Source organism: Pseudorhodoferax sp. Leaf267 (genome assembly GCF_001422405.1).
Lineage (GTDB): Bacteria > Pseudomonadota > Gammaproteobacteria > Burkholderiales > Burkholderiaceae_C > Pseudorhodoferax.
The window spans coordinates 537660-551954 of sequence record NZ_LMMV01000001.1; the positions used below are offsets into that span (position 1 = coordinate 537660).

16 protein-coding genes and 2 pseudogenes are annotated in these 14295 nt (G+C 70.7%); 6 read left to right on the plus strand and 12 right to left on the minus strand.

Annotated features, from left to right (window positions below):
* Positions 1–50 precede the first annotated feature (50 nt).
* Positions 51–521 (plus strand): GNAT family N-acetyltransferase, encoded by a 471-nt coding sequence (locus ASF43_RS02360; RefSeq protein ID WP_056176088.1) that lies wholly within the window; start codon positions 51–53, stop codon positions 519–521.
* 222 nt (positions 522–743) lie between these two features.
* Here ASF43_RS02360 and ASF43_RS32140 read toward each other — a convergent pair.
* From ASF43_RS32140 to ASF43_RS30330, 3 genes and pseudogenes are all read right to left on the minus strand, one after another.
* Positions 744–1120 (minus strand): annotated as a pseudogene (locus ASF43_RS32140) (cytochrome P450); the annotation flags it as partial.
* A 50-nt stretch (positions 1121–1170) separates the two neighbouring features.
* A pseudogene (locus tag ASF43_RS32145) lies at positions 1171–1737 on the minus strand (cytochrome P450); the annotation flags it as partial.
* 18 nt (positions 1738–1755) lie between these two features.
* Positions 1756–1905, minus strand: coding sequence for a hypothetical protein (locus ASF43_RS30330; protein WP_156373099.1), 150 nt, complete (start codon positions 1903–1905; stop codon positions 1756–1758).
* Positions 1906–2023: 118 nt separating this feature from the next.
* Here ASF43_RS30330 and lgt point away from each other — a divergent pair, with 118 nt between their 5' ends.
* Positions 2024–2863 (plus strand): prolipoprotein diacylglyceryl transferase, encoded by an 840-nt coding sequence (gene lgt / locus ASF43_RS02375; RefSeq protein WP_056176096.1) that lies wholly within the window; start codon positions 2024–2026, stop codon positions 2861–2863.
* Here lgt and ASF43_RS02380 read toward each other — a convergent pair.
* Positions 2860–3747, minus strand: coding sequence for an alpha/beta hydrolase (locus ASF43_RS02380; RefSeq protein WP_082497548.1), 888 nt, complete (start codon positions 3745–3747; stop codon positions 2860–2862). The two genes, lgt and ASF43_RS02380, sit on opposite strands and share 4 nt — an antisense overlap.
* A 166-nt stretch (positions 3748–3913) precedes the next feature.
* Here ASF43_RS02380 and ASF43_RS02385 point away from each other — a divergent pair, with 166 nt between their 5' ends.
* Positions 3914–4207 carry a hypothetical protein gene (locus ASF43_RS02385; protein WP_056176099.1) on the plus strand — a complete coding sequence of 98 codons (294 nt, stop codon included), beginning with the start codon at positions 3914–3916 and terminating at the stop codon, positions 4205–4207.
* Between the two features lie 115 nt (positions 4208–4322).
* Entirely contained in the window at positions 4323–5957 is a 1635-nt protein-coding gene (locus tag ASF43_RS02390; protein WP_235578099.1) for a sensor domain-containing diguanylate cyclase, read from the plus strand.
* A gap of 28 nt (positions 5958–5985) precedes the next feature.
* Here the strand turns inward: ASF43_RS02390 and ASF43_RS02395 are convergent, their stop codons facing one another.
* From ASF43_RS02395 to ASF43_RS02420, 6 genes are all read right to left on the minus strand, one after another.
* Positions 5986–6219, minus strand: a complete 234-nt coding sequence (locus tag ASF43_RS02395; protein WP_056176102.1) for a hypothetical protein — start codon at positions 6217–6219, stop codon at positions 5986–5988.
* Positions 6220–6310: 91 nt separating this feature from the next.
* Positions 6311–7288 carry a tripartite tricarboxylate transporter substrate binding protein gene (locus ASF43_RS02400; protein ID WP_056176105.1) on the minus strand — a complete coding sequence of 326 codons (978 nt, stop codon included), beginning with the start codon at positions 7286–7288 and terminating at the stop codon, positions 6311–6313.
* 35 nt (positions 7289–7323) lie between these two features.
* Positions 7324–8088: an SDR family oxidoreductase gene (locus ASF43_RS02405; protein ID WP_056176108.1), complete on the minus strand. Its 765-nt coding sequence runs from the start codon at positions 8086–8088 to the stop codon at positions 7324–7326.
* Positions 8089–8125: 37 nt separating this feature from the next.
* Positions 8126–8806, minus strand: coding sequence for a fumarylacetoacetate hydrolase family protein (locus ASF43_RS02410; protein WP_056176112.1), 681 nt, complete (start codon positions 8804–8806; stop codon positions 8126–8128).
* Positions 8803–9726 carry a tripartite tricarboxylate transporter substrate binding protein gene (locus tag ASF43_RS02415; protein WP_056178034.1) on the minus strand — a complete coding sequence of 308 codons (924 nt, stop codon included), beginning with the start codon at positions 9724–9726 and terminating at the stop codon, positions 8803–8805. Before ASF43_RS02415 ends, ASF43_RS02410 begins: the two co-directional genes overlap by 4 nt.
* Positions 9727–9794: 68 nt before the next feature.
* Positions 9795–10748, minus strand: coding sequence for a 2-hydroxyacid dehydrogenase (locus ASF43_RS02420; RefSeq protein ID WP_056176115.1), 954 nt, complete (start codon positions 10746–10748; stop codon positions 9795–9797).
* Positions 10749–10847: 99 nt separating this feature from the next.
* Here ASF43_RS02420 and ASF43_RS02425 point away from each other — a divergent pair, with 99 nt between their 5' ends.
* Both ASF43_RS02425 and ASF43_RS02430 read left to right on the plus strand, forming a co-directional pair.
* On the plus strand, positions 10848–12008 hold the full coding sequence (locus ASF43_RS02425) for a citrate synthase family protein (protein ID WP_056176119.1): 1161 nt from the start codon (positions 10848–10850) through the stop codon (positions 12006–12008).
* 30 nt (positions 12009–12038) lie between these two features.
* Positions 12039–12308 (plus strand): VF530 family DNA-binding protein, encoded by a 270-nt coding sequence (locus ASF43_RS02430; RefSeq protein WP_056176121.1) that lies wholly within the window; start codon positions 12039–12041, stop codon positions 12306–12308.
* A 36-nt stretch (positions 12309–12344) separates the two neighbouring features.
* Here the strand turns inward: ASF43_RS02430 and ASF43_RS02435 are convergent, their stop codons facing one another.
* Positions 12345–12980, minus strand: a complete 636-nt coding sequence (locus ASF43_RS02435) for a c-type cytochrome (RefSeq protein ID WP_082497549.1) — start codon at positions 12978–12980, stop codon at positions 12345–12347.
* Positions 12977–14182, minus strand: a complete 1206-nt coding sequence (locus ASF43_RS02440; protein WP_235578101.1) for a sorbosone dehydrogenase family protein — start codon at positions 14180–14182, stop codon at positions 12977–12979. Before ASF43_RS02440 ends, ASF43_RS02435 begins: the two co-directional genes overlap by 4 nt.
* Positions 14183–14295 lie beyond the last annotated feature (113 nt).

The window sequence follows — 14295 nt, forward strand, 5'->3', positions numbered from 1 at the left end:
CCATGTGCCGCGTGGTCCCGCCACGGCATGTCCCGAGAACTTTCCTGCCCATGACGACTTCCCCGCCCTCCACCTCATCGCTGGACTGGCGCACCCAGCCGTTCGACCAGCTGAGCACGGCCGAGCTCTATGCCATCTTGCAGCTGCGCGCCAGCGTCTTCGTCGTCGAGCAGCAATGCGCCTACCAGGACGTCGACGGCAAGGACCTGCTCGCGCACCACCTGACGGCCTGGGACGGCGCGCAGCTGGCGGCCTGCGCACGCCTGCTGCCGCCGGGGGTCTCATTCCCCCAGGTCAGCATCGGCCGGGTGGTCACCGCGCCGCGCTGGCGCGGCACCGGCCTCGGGCGCCTGCTGATGGCGCGCAGCGTCGACATGTGCGCGCAGCTGTACGGCGCCCAGCCGATCCAGATCGGCGCGCAGGCTCATCTGAAATCCTTCTACGGTGGCCTGGGCTTCGTGCCGGTATCCGAGGACTACCTGGAAGACGGCATCGCGCACGTGGACATGGTGCGACCTTAGGGATTCGCGTCGTGCTTGCTGCATCTCGCAGATCTGTGGTATCCCTGGCCCGACATCCTTTGGCATTCCCAGATGGCGCTTTTTGGACGGGCGGCAGGGCTCGCTAAATTTTGTCTCTGGCGGAGGAGGCGAAAACCGTGCCGCGCTGGCCTGTGCGGCGGGGCCGCCGTCGGCCAGCCAGCGCCCGGGCTCGAACGCGGTCGCGCGCGGCAGCTGCGCCTCGCTCACGCTGTCGCGCCGCATCACGGCCAGCACCACGGTGTGGGCCGGGATCAGCACATCGCCGAGCACGGTGTCGCGCTCGGCCTGCAGGCCGATAAAGGGCGCCACGGGCTTGAGCCGCATGGTCTCGTGCGCGCAGGCCTCCACGTAGTCGAGCCGCGCCAGCTGTTCCACCGTGGGCGCCGCGCCATCGGGCACGAGGCGGCGCACTTCTTCCGTGGCGCGGCCAGCGCGGCCGGGTGGCCCCACAGCAGGTCGACCATCCAGGCCAGCGTGTTGGCCGTGGTGTCCTCGCCGGCCAGCAGCATAGTGAGCACGTTGCCGGCGATCTGCCGGTCGTCGATGCCGCTGCCGTCTTCGTCGGCCGCCACGACCATGGCCTCCAGCAGGTTGGCCGAGTGCTGGCGCCGGGCCGGGTCGGCCGCCAGGCTGCGCGGGCCTGGGCGATGAAATCGCCCACCGCCACGCGTACCGCGGCCACGCTGCGCTCCAGCGCGCGGTCGGCCGGCAGCCGCACATAGCGCCAGGTGGGGAAGGGCGCGAACAAGCGCGTGAACAGGGCCGGAAACACCTTGTCCAGGTGCTGCTGGATCACGTCGCCATCGGACTGCAGGGTGTTGACCTCGGCGCCGAAGGCCAGGCCGGCCACGGCGTCCACCGTGTAGCGCATCAGGTCGGCCTGCAGGTCGATGGCCGCGCCACGCCGCGCGGCCCCGGTCCAGCGCGCGGCCAGCCGCCTCGCCACCTGCTGCAGGCTGGGGTGGTAGCGCCGCACATGGGCCGGGTCGAAGCCGGCCATCACCATGCGGCGCTGGCGCTTCCAGACCTCGCCGTTGGCCGAGAACAGGCCCGGCTCGCCGCCCATCTCCGCCGCCAGCCCTTCCAGGCGCGAGGTGCGGCGAAAGCCCTCGGGCCGGTCGCGCAGCACCTGCACCACGGCCGCGTGGTCGCCGATGACCACCATGCGCCGGCCGCTCAGGCGCAGCTGGTAGAACGGGCCGTAGGCCGCGCTTCAGGCTTCGAGCTGCCGGTGCATGCGCGCCGGCCGCAGCTGCAGCAGATTGCCCAGCAGCGGCAGGCCGCGCGGGCTGGGCAGGTCGGCCGGGCGGCGCGGCATGGGCGCGGGGCTGGGAGCGGCGGTGGGTGGGAAAACGTCTTGCATGGCGGCGGGTGGTGGGGTGGGCGCAATCGGCGAGGCGCACTGTATGCCGCGTGGCCCGCGCTGTCGAACCGGGCGCAAGGGCATCGGGCCATGCGTGGCGAGCGGGCAAAATCGCCCGATGCTCATGTATCCCCAGATCGACCCGGTCGCCCTGCAGCTCGGTCCCGTCGCCATCCATTGGTACGGCATCACCTACCTCGTCGCGTTCGCGCTGTTCATGTTCCTGGGCACGCGCCGGCTGCGGCACGAACCTTTCGCGTCCATCACCGGGCCCGGCGCCTGGAGCCGCAAGGACGTGGAAGACATCCTGTTCCTGGGCGTGCTGGGCGTGGTGGTGGGTGGCCGGCTCGGCTACTGCCTGTTCTACAAGCCGGGCTACTACCTCACGCACCCGCTGGAGATCTTCTACGTGTGGCAAGGCGGCATGGCCTTCCACGGCGGCATGCTGGGCGTGATCGCGTCCATGGTCTGGTTCGCGCGCTCGCGCCAGCGGCCCTGGATGCAGGTGGCCGATTTCGTGGCGCCCTGCGTGCCGACGGGCCTTGCCGCGGGCCGCGTGGGCAACTTCATCAACGGCGAGTTGTGGGGACGTTTTGCCAGCCCCGACCTGCCCTGGGGCATGGTGTTCCCGCAGAGCGGCTCGATGCTGCCGCGCCATCCCTCTCAGGTCTACCAGTTCCTGCTGGAAGGCCTACTGCTGTTCGTGCTGCTGTGGCTGTATGCGCGCAAGCGCCGCGCCGAGGGCCAGGTGGCGGCCATGTTCCTGATCGGCTATGGCGTGCTGCGCTTCGTGGCCGAGTTCTTCCGCGAGCCCGATGCCTTCCTGGGCATCCTGTCGCTGGGCATGAGCATGGGCCAGTGGCTGTGCGTGCCCATGGTGCTGGCCGGCATCGCGATGTGGATGTGGTGTGGTCGGCGCGACGCGGGTGCTCCGACCAGGGGCCGGGCCGCCGGCTAGCGGGGCGGCGCCTGGTCGATGAAGGCCGCCACATCGGCCAGCACCGGCGCCACCCAGCGCAAGGGCCAGGCGAACGCGCCGATCAGCGTGGTGTGGCTCGCGCCCTCGTAGAACTTGAGCGTCACCGGCACGCCGGCTGCCTGCAGCTTGTCGGCCATCTGCCGCGTGCTGCGTTCCGGGCTGACCAACTTGTCGTGCACGGGTGCGGCCAGGAAGCTGCGTGGCGCATCGGGTGGCGCGAACTCGATCGGCTGCGCGCGCGGCGGATAGTCGGGGTGGAAGAACGCCGGCCGCGCATCCGGGTTGTCGGTCGGAAAGAAGTCGTAAGGCCCGGCCAGGCCGATCCAGCCCGCGAGCTCGCTGGGCGCGTGGCCCGCGGCCTGCAGCCAGCGGGCATCGAGCGCCAGCATGGCCGCGTTGTAGCCGCCCGCGCTGTGGCCCATCACGAACACGCGCCGCGGGTCGCCGCCCAGGCGGGCTGCGTGCTCCAGTCCATAGGCCAGGGCCTGTGCGCTGTCGCGCAGGAAGTCCGGAAAGCGCACCTCCGGGTAAAGCCGGTAGTCGGCGACCAGGGTCAGCACGCCACGCGCGGCCAGGGCTTCACCGACGAATCGGTAGTCGCTGCGTGCGCCCGTGTTCCACGAGCCGCCGTAGAAGAACACCACCACGGGCCAGCCGGCCGCGGGTGCCGCCTGCGCAGGCAAGTAGATGTCCAGCCGCTGGCGCGGCAGCGGGCCATAGGCGACACCGGCATGCACGCTCTGGCTGCCGCGCACGGTCAGTGCATTGAGCGTGCCGACGGCCGAGCAGCCGCCCAGCGCGATGACGACGGTCAGCGATGCGGCCAGCGCCACGGCGCGGCGGATCCAGGGTTGTTGAGGCAAGCAGTTCTTTCGCTACGCCGCGGGGCGGGCGTCCATGCGCAGGTCTACGCCGCAGGGCGCCCGCCGGATCACCAGCCGGGCAACCGCAGCCGCGCGGCACGGGGGCCGATACGCGCTATAGGCCTGGTCCTACAAATGGGCCGGTGGGGGTCCGCACAATTCGCGCATGCCCCACATCACGCTGCGCATCGAATCCGCTTTTGGCACTCTGGTCGACGAACAGGTCGACGCCGGCATGGTGGACCGTTACCACGACTTGCGCCGCCAGGGCCTGCAGCGCAACGACCTGATCAGCGCTCTGTGGGAAGAAGAACTGCCTGCGCGCCCCAAGCGTGCCGTGCTCACGGGCCATGGCCGTGACGGCCGCCCACTGCACATCCAGATCCTGCAACCCCGCGTGGCGCGTGGCGCGCGGCATGCCCGGGCGTGGCTGCGTTCGCTGCTGCGGTTGGGCCGCTAGCGCCAGTCCGGCGCCATGGCCTGTGTCACGCGTGCACCGCAGTGACCTAGACAGGCCGCCCCGGGGGTAGGCCAGCCGTTCGTCGCAGGCGCATCCAGCCACCCAGCACGCACCCATGTCCGAGCGCGTGCCCCAGTTTCAGCCTTTGGACGAGCGCCATCGCGGCACAGGCGAGGCTGCCCAGCAGCGCCTGGTCCAGCGGGCCGCCGAGGCCATCGCGCCTGCCCGCTGGCGCCGCGACAGCGCTTTGCAGGCCCGCCTGATGGTGGTGCTGGTCTGCCTGGCGCTGGTCAGCACGAACGCCTGGCTGGTGTTCAACGACCGCACGCAGACGCTGCAAGAGGCGGCCATGGCAAACATGAACCTGGCACGCGCGGTGGCCGAGCGCGTGGAGGGCGCCGTCGCGGACACGGAGCACATCCTGAACGGCGTGGTGTTCGAGCTGGAGCGCTCGGGCACTTCGCCGCAGGTGATGGAGCGCCTGCAGCCGCTGCTGGCCACGCATGCGCAGGCGGCAGCGCAGCTCGATGGCCTGTTCGTCGTCGACACGCGCGGGCGCACCCTGGTGAGTTCGCAGTCGGCCATGACGCCGGCCGGCGAGGCTGTGGACCGTGCGGATCTGGCGCACCATGCGCGCCAGCCCGGTCCCGAGGCCTTGGTCACGGGCCCGCTCTTGAGCCAGTCCTCGGGCGCGTGGGTGTTCTCGGTGACACGCCGCTTCAACGACCGCGCGGGCGACTTCGCAGGCGTGGTGCTGGCCACTATGAGCGTCAAGCACCTGCGCGGCGTGCTCGACCGTTTCGACCTGGGCGGTGACGGCGCGATCACGCTGACGCTGTCCAACCGCATCCTCGTGCGCCGGCCGTACCGGGAGGTGATGATCGGCGTGGAGACCCCGCAGGCCATGGTGCGCGAGCTGTTCACGGGCCGGGTATCGGGCAGCACCGAGGCCCGCTCACCCATGGACGGAGTCTGGCGCATCATCAGCTTCGACCACACGCGCAGCTACCCGATCCGCGTGACGGTCGCCTCCAGCAAAGACGATGTGCTGGCGAACTGGCGCGCCTCGGCCATCTTCCAGACCGTGTGGGTCTCGTTCCTGTGCGTGATCCTGGGGCTGGCCGGCACCTGGATCAGGCTGCTGACACAGCGCCAGGACAAGGCCGAGGCCGGCCTGCGCCAGGCACGCGATGCGCTGGCCGTAGCCAATGCGCGCTTGTCGCGCATGGCGCAGTACGACGGGCTGACCGGCCTGGCCAACAGGCGTTACCTGGACACCCGGTTGATGCAGTTCTTCCGCCAGGCGCAGCGCCACCAGCGGCCCATGGCGGTCGTGATGGTGGACGTCGACGAGTTCAAGAAATACAACGACCTGTATGGCCATGTGCAGGGCGACGAGTGCCTGCGCCGCGTGGCGAACGCCTTGCGCACGGCCGCCGGGCGGCCGCAGGATTTCGTGGCCCGCTACGGCGGCGAAGAGATGGTGCTGCTGCTGCCGGAGACCGAGCTGGATGGCGCGGCCCGTGTGGCCGAGGCCGCGCGCCAGGCCGTGATCGACCAGCAGATCCCGCACGAGGGCTCGGCGCTGGGCCAGGTGTCCGTGAGCCTGGGCGTGGCGGCCTGGGTGCCGGCGGTGGCCGAGACGCCCTACGAGATGCTGCAGTCGGCCGATGCGGCGCTCTACCAGGCCAAGCGCCAGGGGCGCAACCGCGTGCAGCTGGACGGCTCCTCCACAGTGCAGCCGGATTGAGCGCCGCCCGCGTGCAGCGGGCCCGCGTTCAGCCGCCGTGGACCAGCGTACCGTCCGCGGCGGCGCGGCCGGCCGGCGTCAGGCTCAGCACGATCGCATCGGGCTGGATCGTGTTGCCCGCGCGCGTGCGGATCAGCGCAGGCACGCTGAGCTCCACATAGCCTGCCGCCTGGTAGGCCAGCACCAGATGGAACGCGGGGCCGATCGGAACGGAGCGGGGCAGCTTGCCCCCGGCCAGGGTGCGTAGAAAGGACAGATCCACTGAAACTTGAGAATTGGGGGGAACCCTATTCTCGCATCGCCCTGCCGCGCCCTGGGCAGTTGCCCCATGCGGCGCGGGGCTGGACGGCGGGTCAGTCCGCCACGATGCCGGCCGCCTTCACCACCTTGGCCCACTTGGCCAGGTCCGACTTGATCAGCGCCGCGTACTCCTGCGGCGTGCCGCCCTGGATCTCGATGCCGGCGGCCTCCAGCTTGGTGCGCACGTCGGGCATCTTCAGGGCCACGTTGATCTCGGCGTTGAGCTTGTCGACGATGGCCTTGGGTGTGCCTGCCGGCGCCAGGAAGCCGCCGTTCGTGTTCGCGTCATAGCCCTTCAAGCCTTGCTCCTCGGCCGTGGGCACGTCCGGCAGGGCCGGCGTGCGCTTGGCGGTGGACACGGCGATGGCGCGCACGTTGTTGCCCTTCACCTGCGGCAAGATGGCGCTGATGGTGTCGATGTACAGCGCGGTGCGCCCGCCCAGCAGGTCGGGGTGCGCCGCGGCCGAACCCTTGTAGGGCACCAGCAGCATCTCGGTGCCGGAGGCCATGCGGAACATCTCGGCCGCCATTTCCTGCGCGCTACCGCGGCCCGAGGTCGCGACCTTGGCCTGGTCCGGGTGCGCCTTCATCCAGGCGATGAACTCGGGCAGCGTCTTGGCCGGGATCTGCGGGTAGATCGCGAACACCAGCGGCACCACGTGCGTGTAGACGATGGGCTCGAAGCTCTTCTCCGGGTCCCAGCCCAGGTTCTTGAACAGGAACTTGTTGATGTTGTGGCTGCCGCCCACGATGCCGATGGTGTAGCCGTCGGCTGGCGACTTGGCCAGCACGTCGGTGCCCAGGTTGTTCGACGCGCCGGGCTTGTTGTCCACGATCACGGGCTGGCCCAGCGAAGTGGCGAGCTTGTCGCCGACCACGCGCGCGATGATGTCGATCGCGCCGCCGGGCGGGGCCGGCACGATGATCTTGATCGGGCGGCTGGGGTAGGCCGCCTGGGCCGCGGCCCAGGTGGGGGCCAGTGCCAGGACGGCCGTGGCGGCCAGGGTCTTGATGAGGGTCTTGCGTTGCATGTCTGTCTCCTGTTGCAGGTGGTGGTTCGGGTGGATCAGCCGCGGCCGACGAAGGGCATGTGGCTGGCCATGACGGTCATGTTCAGCACGTTGGCCTGCAGCGGCAGGGCGGCGATGTGGCGCACGGCGTTGGCGACATGGGTCGCGTCCATCATGGGTTCGGACGCGGTGGTGCCGTTGGCCTGCAGCACGCCGCGCGTCATGCGCTCGGACAGCTCGGTCAGCGCGTTGCCGATGTCGATCTGGCTGGCCACGATGTTGAAGGCGCGGCCGTCCAGCGCGATGGCCTTGGTGATGCCGCTCACCGCGTGCTTGCTGGCCGTGTAGGGAGCCGTGAACGGGCGCGGCGTGTGCGCCGAGATCGAGCCGTTGTTGATGATGCGCCCGCCCTGCGGCGACTGCCTGCGCATGAGGCCGAAGGCCGCGCGGGCGCACAGGAACACGCCGGTCACGTTGGTGTCGATCACGCTGAACCACTTCTCCAGCGGCAGCTCGTCCATGGGCACGGCCGGGGCATTGACGCCGGCGTTGTTGAAGACGACGTCGAGCCGGCCGTAGGTGGCCTCGATGGTGTCGAACAGCGCCTGCACGCTGGCCGGATCGGTCACGTCGGTGGGCACGGCCAGCGCGCGCTGGCCGCGCGAGGCGGCCTGGTCCACGAGCGCCTGCAGCGGCTCGGCGCGGCGGCCGGCCAGCACCACGGTGAAGCCGTCGGCGAGCAGGCCCAGCGCAGCGGCACGGCCGATGCCGCTGCCGGCGCCCGTGACGAGGGCGATCTTCGTGCAAGAGGTGGCGGTCAAGGGGAGTCTCCTGTCAGTCGATGGAAGTGGGGCGGCGTCAGGCCACGGTCATGCCGAGTTCGGCAATGCCCGCGACGCCGGCCGTGATGCGGTCGCCGCTGCGCAGCGCACCCACGCCCGCGGGCGTGCCGGTGAAGACCAGGTCGCCCGGCTGCAGCGCCACCGAGCGCGACAGCATGGCGATGAGTGCGGACACGGGCCACAGCAGGTCGGCCAGGTCGGCACACTGGCGGTCCACGCCGTTGACGGCCAGCCAGATGGCGCCGCTGCGCGGGTGGCCGCATTGCGAGGCCCTGGCCAGTGGCGTGCAGGGTGCGGAGTGGTCGAAGGCCTTGGCTGGCTCCCACGGGCCGCCCACGCGCTTGGCCTGCTGCTGCAGGTCGCGGCGCGTGAGGTCCAGGCCCGCGGCGTAGCCCCAGACGTGCGCCTCGGCCTGCGCCGGGTCGATGTCGCGCCCGCCACGGCCGATGGCCACCACCAGCTCGATCTCATGGCAGAAGTCCTCCGTGCCCGGTGGCACGGGCAGCACACCGTGCGCCGGCACGACGGCGCTGGCCGGCTTCATGAACCAGGCCGGCATCGCGGTGGGCCTGGGCTCGTCGGCGCTCCACGGGTAATTGCGGCCGATGCAGAACACGCGGTGCACCGGGAAGCGCGCCGCCGTGCCGGCGACCTGCAGCGCAACGGGCGCGGCGGGCGCGATGACGAAGTCCGTCATTCGATCGTGATCTTGCGCGCCCGGATGATCTGCGCATAGCGCGCCCGGTCATCCGTGATCAGCTTGGCGAACTCCGCAGGCGAGGTCGCACGCGGCACTCCACCCAGGGCCACGAAGCGCGCCTTCACAGCCTCGTCCGCCAGCACGGCGCGCACGTCGGCCGAGATCTTGTCCTGCAGCTCCTGCGGCGTGCCCGCGGGCGCCAGCAGGCCGATCCACGAGATCGCGTTGAAGCCGGGCACCGTGCCCTCGGCCAGCGTGGGCACGTCGGGGAAGGCGCTCACGCGCTTGTCGCCGCTGACGGCCAGTGCGCGCAGCTTGCCGGCCTTGATGTGGCCCGAGGCTTCCAGCACCGTCATGAACGACAGCTGCACATGGCCGGCCAGCAGGTCGGCAATGGCCGGGCCGCCGCCGCGGTAAGGCACGTGCAGGATGAAGGCGCCGGTCTGGTCCTTGAACATCTCGGTGGCCAGGTGCGGCGCGCCGCCTGCGCCCGAGCTGCTGTAGCTCATCTGGTCGGGCTTGGCCTTGGCCAGGGCGATGAATTCGGCGGCCGTCCTGGCGGGCACGGCCGGGTTCACCATCATGGCCAGCGGCAGCTCGGCCACCAACGAGACCGGCGCGAAAGCCTTGTCCGGGTCGTAGGGCATCTTGGGGTAGAGCAGCGGGTTGATGGCCTGCGTGCCGATGTTGCCCAGCAGCAGCGTGTAGCCGTCCGGCTTGGACTTGGCCACGTAGTCGGCACCGATCTGGCCGGCCGCGCCGCCCTTGTTCTCCACGATGACGGGCTGGCTCCAGCGCCGGCTGAGCTGCTCGGCGATGACGCGGGCACCGGTGTCGGTGCCGCCACCGGGCGGGAAGGGCACGATCAGGGTGACGGGGCGCGCGGGGAAGGCCTGTGCGAAGGCGGCAGGGGCCATGGCGGCGAAGGCCAGGGCGATGGCGAGGCGGCGGGTGAACACGATAGGTCTCCGTAGGGTGGTGAGGTTCAGGTCGTCAGGCTCATGGCGGGGCGCTCGCCGGCCAGCGCCTGGGCCACGCTGTCGAGCACCATCTGCGCCATGGCCGTGCGCGTTTCCCAGGTAGCGCTGGCGCGGTGCGCCTGCAGCGTCGTGCGGTCGGAGTCGCGCAGCGCCTGCGGCACGCGCGGCTCGTCCACGAACACGTCCAGGCCGGCGCCGGCGATGCGGCCGGCGCGCAGCGCCTCGGTGAGGTCCGGCTCGTTGACCAGGCGGCCACGCGCCACGTTGACCAGGAAGCCCTGCGGGCCCAGCGCGTCGAGCACGGCGGCGTTGACGATGCCCTCGGCCTTGTCGGCCGCGGCGCACAGCACCAGCGCATCGACCTGGCCCGCCAGCGCCACCAGGTCGGCCACGAAGCGATGCGGCACGTCGTCCATGGCGCGCAGGTCGGTGTAGAGGATGGGGCAGCCGAAGGCCGCGGCCCGCGTGGCGACAGCCCGGCCCACGCGGCCCATGCCCACGATGCCCACGCGCATGCCGCTGAAACGGCGCGCCAGCGGGATGGCGCTGGGCTGGGGGAACTTCTCCCACTGGCCGTCGCGCACGAAGCGGTCGCCCGCGCACAGGTTGCGGCAGGCGGCGATGAGCAGGCCGATGGCCAGGTCGGCCACGTCCTCGGTCAGCGCGCCCAGCGTGGCGGTGACGGGCAGGCCGCGCTCGCGGCAGTAGGGCAGGGGCACGGCGTCGGTGCCCACGCCGTTGACGGCCACCACCTTGAGGTTGGGCAGCATCTCCAGCATGGCGCGCGTGATCCCGGTGTGGCCACCCGTGATGGCAGCCTGGATGGCCGCGCCGTGCTCGCGCAGGTAGGCCGGCTGGTCCTGCACTTCGAACAGCTTGTGCACGGTGTAGCGCTCTGCCAGCGCGGCATTGATCGCGGGAATCAGGATCGGGTTCAGTTGCAGGACATGCGGCTTCATGGGGTCTCCGGTTCAGGTGCGTGCATGGTATGAAGCCATTGATGTAATCGTCAATATTGATGTATAAAATCAATATATAGAGATTTGTGTCAAGACACCATGGCCTCCTGGATCTCGATGGACGAAGCCTGCCGCCAGCTCGGCGTGCGCGCGCAGACGGTGTATGCCTACGTGAGCCGCGGCAAGCTCGAAGTCATGCCCGACCCGGCGGACACGCGGCGCAGCCTGTACCGCGCGGAGGACGTGGCGGCCCTGGCCAGGCGCAAGCAGGCCGGCCGCAAGCACGAGACGCTGGCCACCAACACGCTGTTCGGCGCCGAGCCCAGCATTCCCACCGCGCTGTGCACCTTCGTGCGTGGGCGGCCGCACTACCGCGGGCACGATGCCGTGGAGCTGGCCCGCTCGGCGACGCTGGAGGAGGCCGCGCAACTGCTGTGGGACGCCGAGCAGCCGGCCGATTTCTCGTGCAGGGCCGCGCTGCGCGGCGGCAAACCGGGCCGCGTGGCGGCGTTCTCGGCGCTGGGCGCGCTGGCGGCCACGGGGCATTCCACACGCGGGCGCCTGACCCGTGTGCTGCACCAGGAGGGGCAGGGCCTGGTCGGCCAGTTCGCCACGGCTTTCGGCGCCCAGGCCGGCACGCAGGCGCTGCATCTGCGCTTCGCCCAGGGCTGGAAGCTGCCGGCTGAGGTGGCCGAGCTGTTGCGCACGGCCATGGTGCTGCTGCTGGACCACGAGCTCACGAGTTCAGCCTTCGCCGCGCGCATCGCGGCCTCGACCGGCGCCTCGCTGCCTGCCTGCCTGCTGGCCGGCCTCACCACGCTGTCAGGCCCGCTGCATGGCGATGCCTCGGGCCGCGTGCAGGCGCTGTTCAGCGAAGTCGAGCGGCTGGGCGAAGACGCGGCGCTGGCCCACCACCTGTCCACCGGCCAGCCGCTGGCCGGTTTCGGCCACTTCCTGTACCCCGACGGCGACCCGCGCGCGGCCGCGCTGCTGGCGCTGTGCGAGCCGCCCGAGGTCATTGCGCGCTTCATCGACAAGGCCACGCAGCTGACCGGCCTGGCGCCCAACATCGACGTGGCGCTGGCCGCGCTGGTGGCGCACCACCGGCTGCCGGCCGACGCGGCCTTCGGCCTGTTCGCCACCGCGCGCAGCGTGGGGCTGCTCGCGCACAGCCTGGAGCAACTGGGCGTGGCCCAGGTCATCCGCCCGCGCGGGCGCTACGTCGGCGTGCTGCCGGGGGCAGGCGGCGCGCCCGCATAGACGTGGCGAACTGTGGCAGCATCGGCCGCGATGAACGCCCCCGCACAGCCACCCGCCACGCAGCCACGCAACCCCCTGCACGGCATCACGCTCGAACGCATGGTCACCGATCTGGCGGACCACTACGGCTGGGCGGGCCTGGGCGAGCGCATCCCCGTGCGCTGCTTCACGAGCGAGCCCAGCATCGCGTCCAGCCTGAAGTTCCTGCGCAAGACACCATGGGCGCGCGAGAAGGTCGAGGGCTTGTACCTGTTCATGCTGCGCGAGCAGCGGCGCGCCCAGGGCCGCGGCAAAGGGTGATGCCCGCGGCGCGCACGGGCGCCTGCACCCGGGCCGCTATTTCCTGGCAGCCGCTGGCGCATGCCGCGCCACGAAGTACGCCAGCGTGTCCAGGTCCTCCACCGAAATGCGCCCTACGGCCTCGCCCATGGCCATGGTGTAGCCCGGGCGCTTGCCCGACTTGAACTCCTGCAGCGTCATCTGCAGGTAGTCCTCGCGCTGCTGCGCGATGCGCGGCACCTGCTGGCCGCCCGAGAGGTCGGCGCCGTGGCAGGCGAAGCATTTGTTCTCCTGCGCCAGCGCCTGGCCCTTGGCCATGCGCGCCGCGTCCGGCGGCGTAGCCGGGGGCGGCGCGGGCACCGGGGGCAGGGTGGCGACGTACTCGGAGAAGCCGCGCAGGTCGGCGTCGGTCAGCGTCTTGGCGACCGCCGTCATGGCCTCGTTGCTGCGCCGGCCCTCGCGGAACAGGAACAGCTGCGTGATCGCGTAGAACGAATGCTGGCCGGCCAGCGCCGGCGTCAGCGGCAGCTCGCTGCGGCCGTTGGCGCCGTGGCAGGCCGCGCACAGGGCGGCGAAGCGCTGCGCGTAGGCGGCGCTGCCGGCCGGCGGCTGCTGCGCCGCTGCCGTGAGCGGCAGCAGCGCGGCCAGCAGCAGCGAAGTCCAGGCTGGCTTGAGGCTGGCCCGCAACTTCATTTGCCGCCGTAGCTGATGCGGTAGATCGCGCCGGCGTGGTCGTCGCTGACCAGCAGCGAGCCGTCCTTCATGACCAGGAAGTCCGCCGGCCGTCCGATGTAGGCGTTGTTCTCGACGAAGCCCGTCATGAACGGCTCGACCTTGGCGCCGCCCTTGCCGTCAGGCCAGGCCACGGCCACGTCGGCGTACTTGGTCGTGCGATTCCAGGGGCCGTGCCGCGCGATGAACATGGCCCCCTGGTACTTGGCCGGGAAGGCCTTGCCCGTGTAGAAGGTCATGCCCAGCGCACCAGCGTGCGCGCCCAGCAGCGCGGCCGGCTTGGTGAACTCCTTGCCCGCGCAGTCCTTGCCCCAGCCGAACTCGGGGTCGGAGATGTTGCCCTGGTGGCAGAACGGGTAGCCGAAGTGCTGGCCTGGGCCGGTGACGACGTTGAGCTCGTCGTTGGGGATGTCCTCGCTCATCCAGTCGCGGCCGTTGTCGGTGAACCAGAGCTGGCCGTTCTTGGGGTTGAAGTCGAAGCCCACGGTGTTGCGCACGCCGGCCGCCACGGTCTCCATGCCCGTGCCGTCCAGGTTCATGCGGTAGATCTTGGCGTAGTCGCCCGGGTCGCAGATGTTGCACGGCGCGCCAATGGCGAAGTACAGCTTCTCGTCGCGGATGCGCAGGAACTTCCAGCTGTGGTCGGTGCCGCCGGGCAGCTTGTCGTACAGCACGGTCGGCGTGCCGGGGTTGTCCAGCTTGTCGTCGATGTTGTCGTAACGCACGATCTTGGTGTTGGTCGCCAGGTACAGCGAACCCTTGTGGTACGCGATGCCGGTGGCGAACGGCGTCTGGTCGATGATGGTCTTGGCCTGGCCCTTGCCGTCGGCCGGCAGCGCGTAGACCTTGTTGCCCACGAACAGCGTGCTCACGAACACCGTGCCTTTGTCGCTCTGGCGCAGGCCGCGCGCGTCCAGCAGGCCCGAGGCCCAGGTCTCCACCTTGAAGCCCGGCGGCAGCTTGAATTTCTTCGTCGGCAGCTGGTCGACGGCGGTCGGGATCGGGAAGGCCGGCACCGGCGCCATGCGCATGGCCTGGTCGGTCTTGGGCCGGCCCTTGGCCCAGCCGGGCTCTTCTTCGGGTTTCTGTTGCGCCAGGGCGCCGCCGGCAACACCGGCGATCAACGCGGTGGCGCACAGGGTGCGGAACATGCTCTTGCTCATGTGTCTGTCTCCTCGTTTGGTGGAATCCCATGAAGGCCGGGGCCGGCCGATGCCGCGCGCCGCCAGACGGCCGGGGCGGGCCGTTCAGGCCCGGTTACCCGATCGCATATCGG

What these genes read in the sequence shown, in the direction of transcription:
- ASF43_RS02360 (WP_056176088.1), top strand. Translation starts at nt 51, where the DNA reads ATGACGACTTCCCCGCCCTCCACCTCATCGCTGGACTGGCGCACCCAG.
- ASF43_RS30330 (WP_156373099.1), bottom strand. Translation starts at nt 1,905, where the DNA reads ATGCAAGACGTTTTCCCACCCACCGCCGCTCCCAGCCCCGCGCCCATG.
- lgt (WP_056176096.1), top strand. Translation starts at nt 2,024, where the DNA reads ATGCTCATGTATCCCCAGATCGACCCGGTCGCCCTGCAGCTCGGTCCC.
- ASF43_RS02385 (WP_056176099.1), top strand. Translation starts at nt 3,914, where the DNA reads ATGCCCCACATCACGCTGCGCATCGAATCCGCTTTTGGCACTCTGGTC.
- ASF43_RS02390 (WP_235578099.1), top strand. Translation starts at nt 4,323, where the DNA reads ATGTCCGAGCGCGTGCCCCAGTTTCAGCCTTTGGACGAGCGCCATCGC.
- ASF43_RS02400 (WP_056176105.1), bottom strand. Translation starts at nt 7,288, where the DNA reads ATGCAACGCAAGACCCTCATCAAGACCCTGGCCGCCACGGCCGTCCTG.
- ASF43_RS02410 (WP_056176112.1), bottom strand. Translation starts at nt 8,806, where the DNA reads ATGACGGACTTCGTCATCGCGCCCGCCGCGCCCGTTGCGCTGCAGGTC.
- ASF43_RS02415 (WP_056178034.1), bottom strand. Translation starts at nt 9,726, where the DNA reads ATGGCCCCTGCCGCCTTCGCACAGGCCTTCCCCGCGCGCCCCGTCACC.
- ASF43_RS02420 (WP_056176115.1), bottom strand. Translation starts at nt 10,748, where the DNA reads ATGAAGCCGCATGTCCTGCAACTGAACCCGATCCTGATTCCCGCGATC.
- ASF43_RS02425 (WP_056176119.1), top strand. Translation starts at nt 10,848, where the DNA reads ATGGCCTCCTGGATCTCGATGGACGAAGCCTGCCGCCAGCTCGGCGTG.
- ASF43_RS02430 (WP_056176121.1), top strand. Translation starts at nt 12,039, where the DNA reads ATGAACGCCCCCGCACAGCCACCCGCCACGCAGCCACGCAACCCCCTG.
- ASF43_RS02435 (WP_082497549.1), bottom strand. Translation starts at nt 12,980, where the DNA reads ATGAAGTTGCGGGCCAGCCTCAAGCCAGCCTGGACTTCGCTGCTGCTG.
- ASF43_RS02440 (WP_235578101.1), bottom strand. Translation starts at nt 14,182, where the DNA reads ATGAGCAAGAGCATGTTCCGCACCCTGTGCGCCACCGCGTTGATCGCC.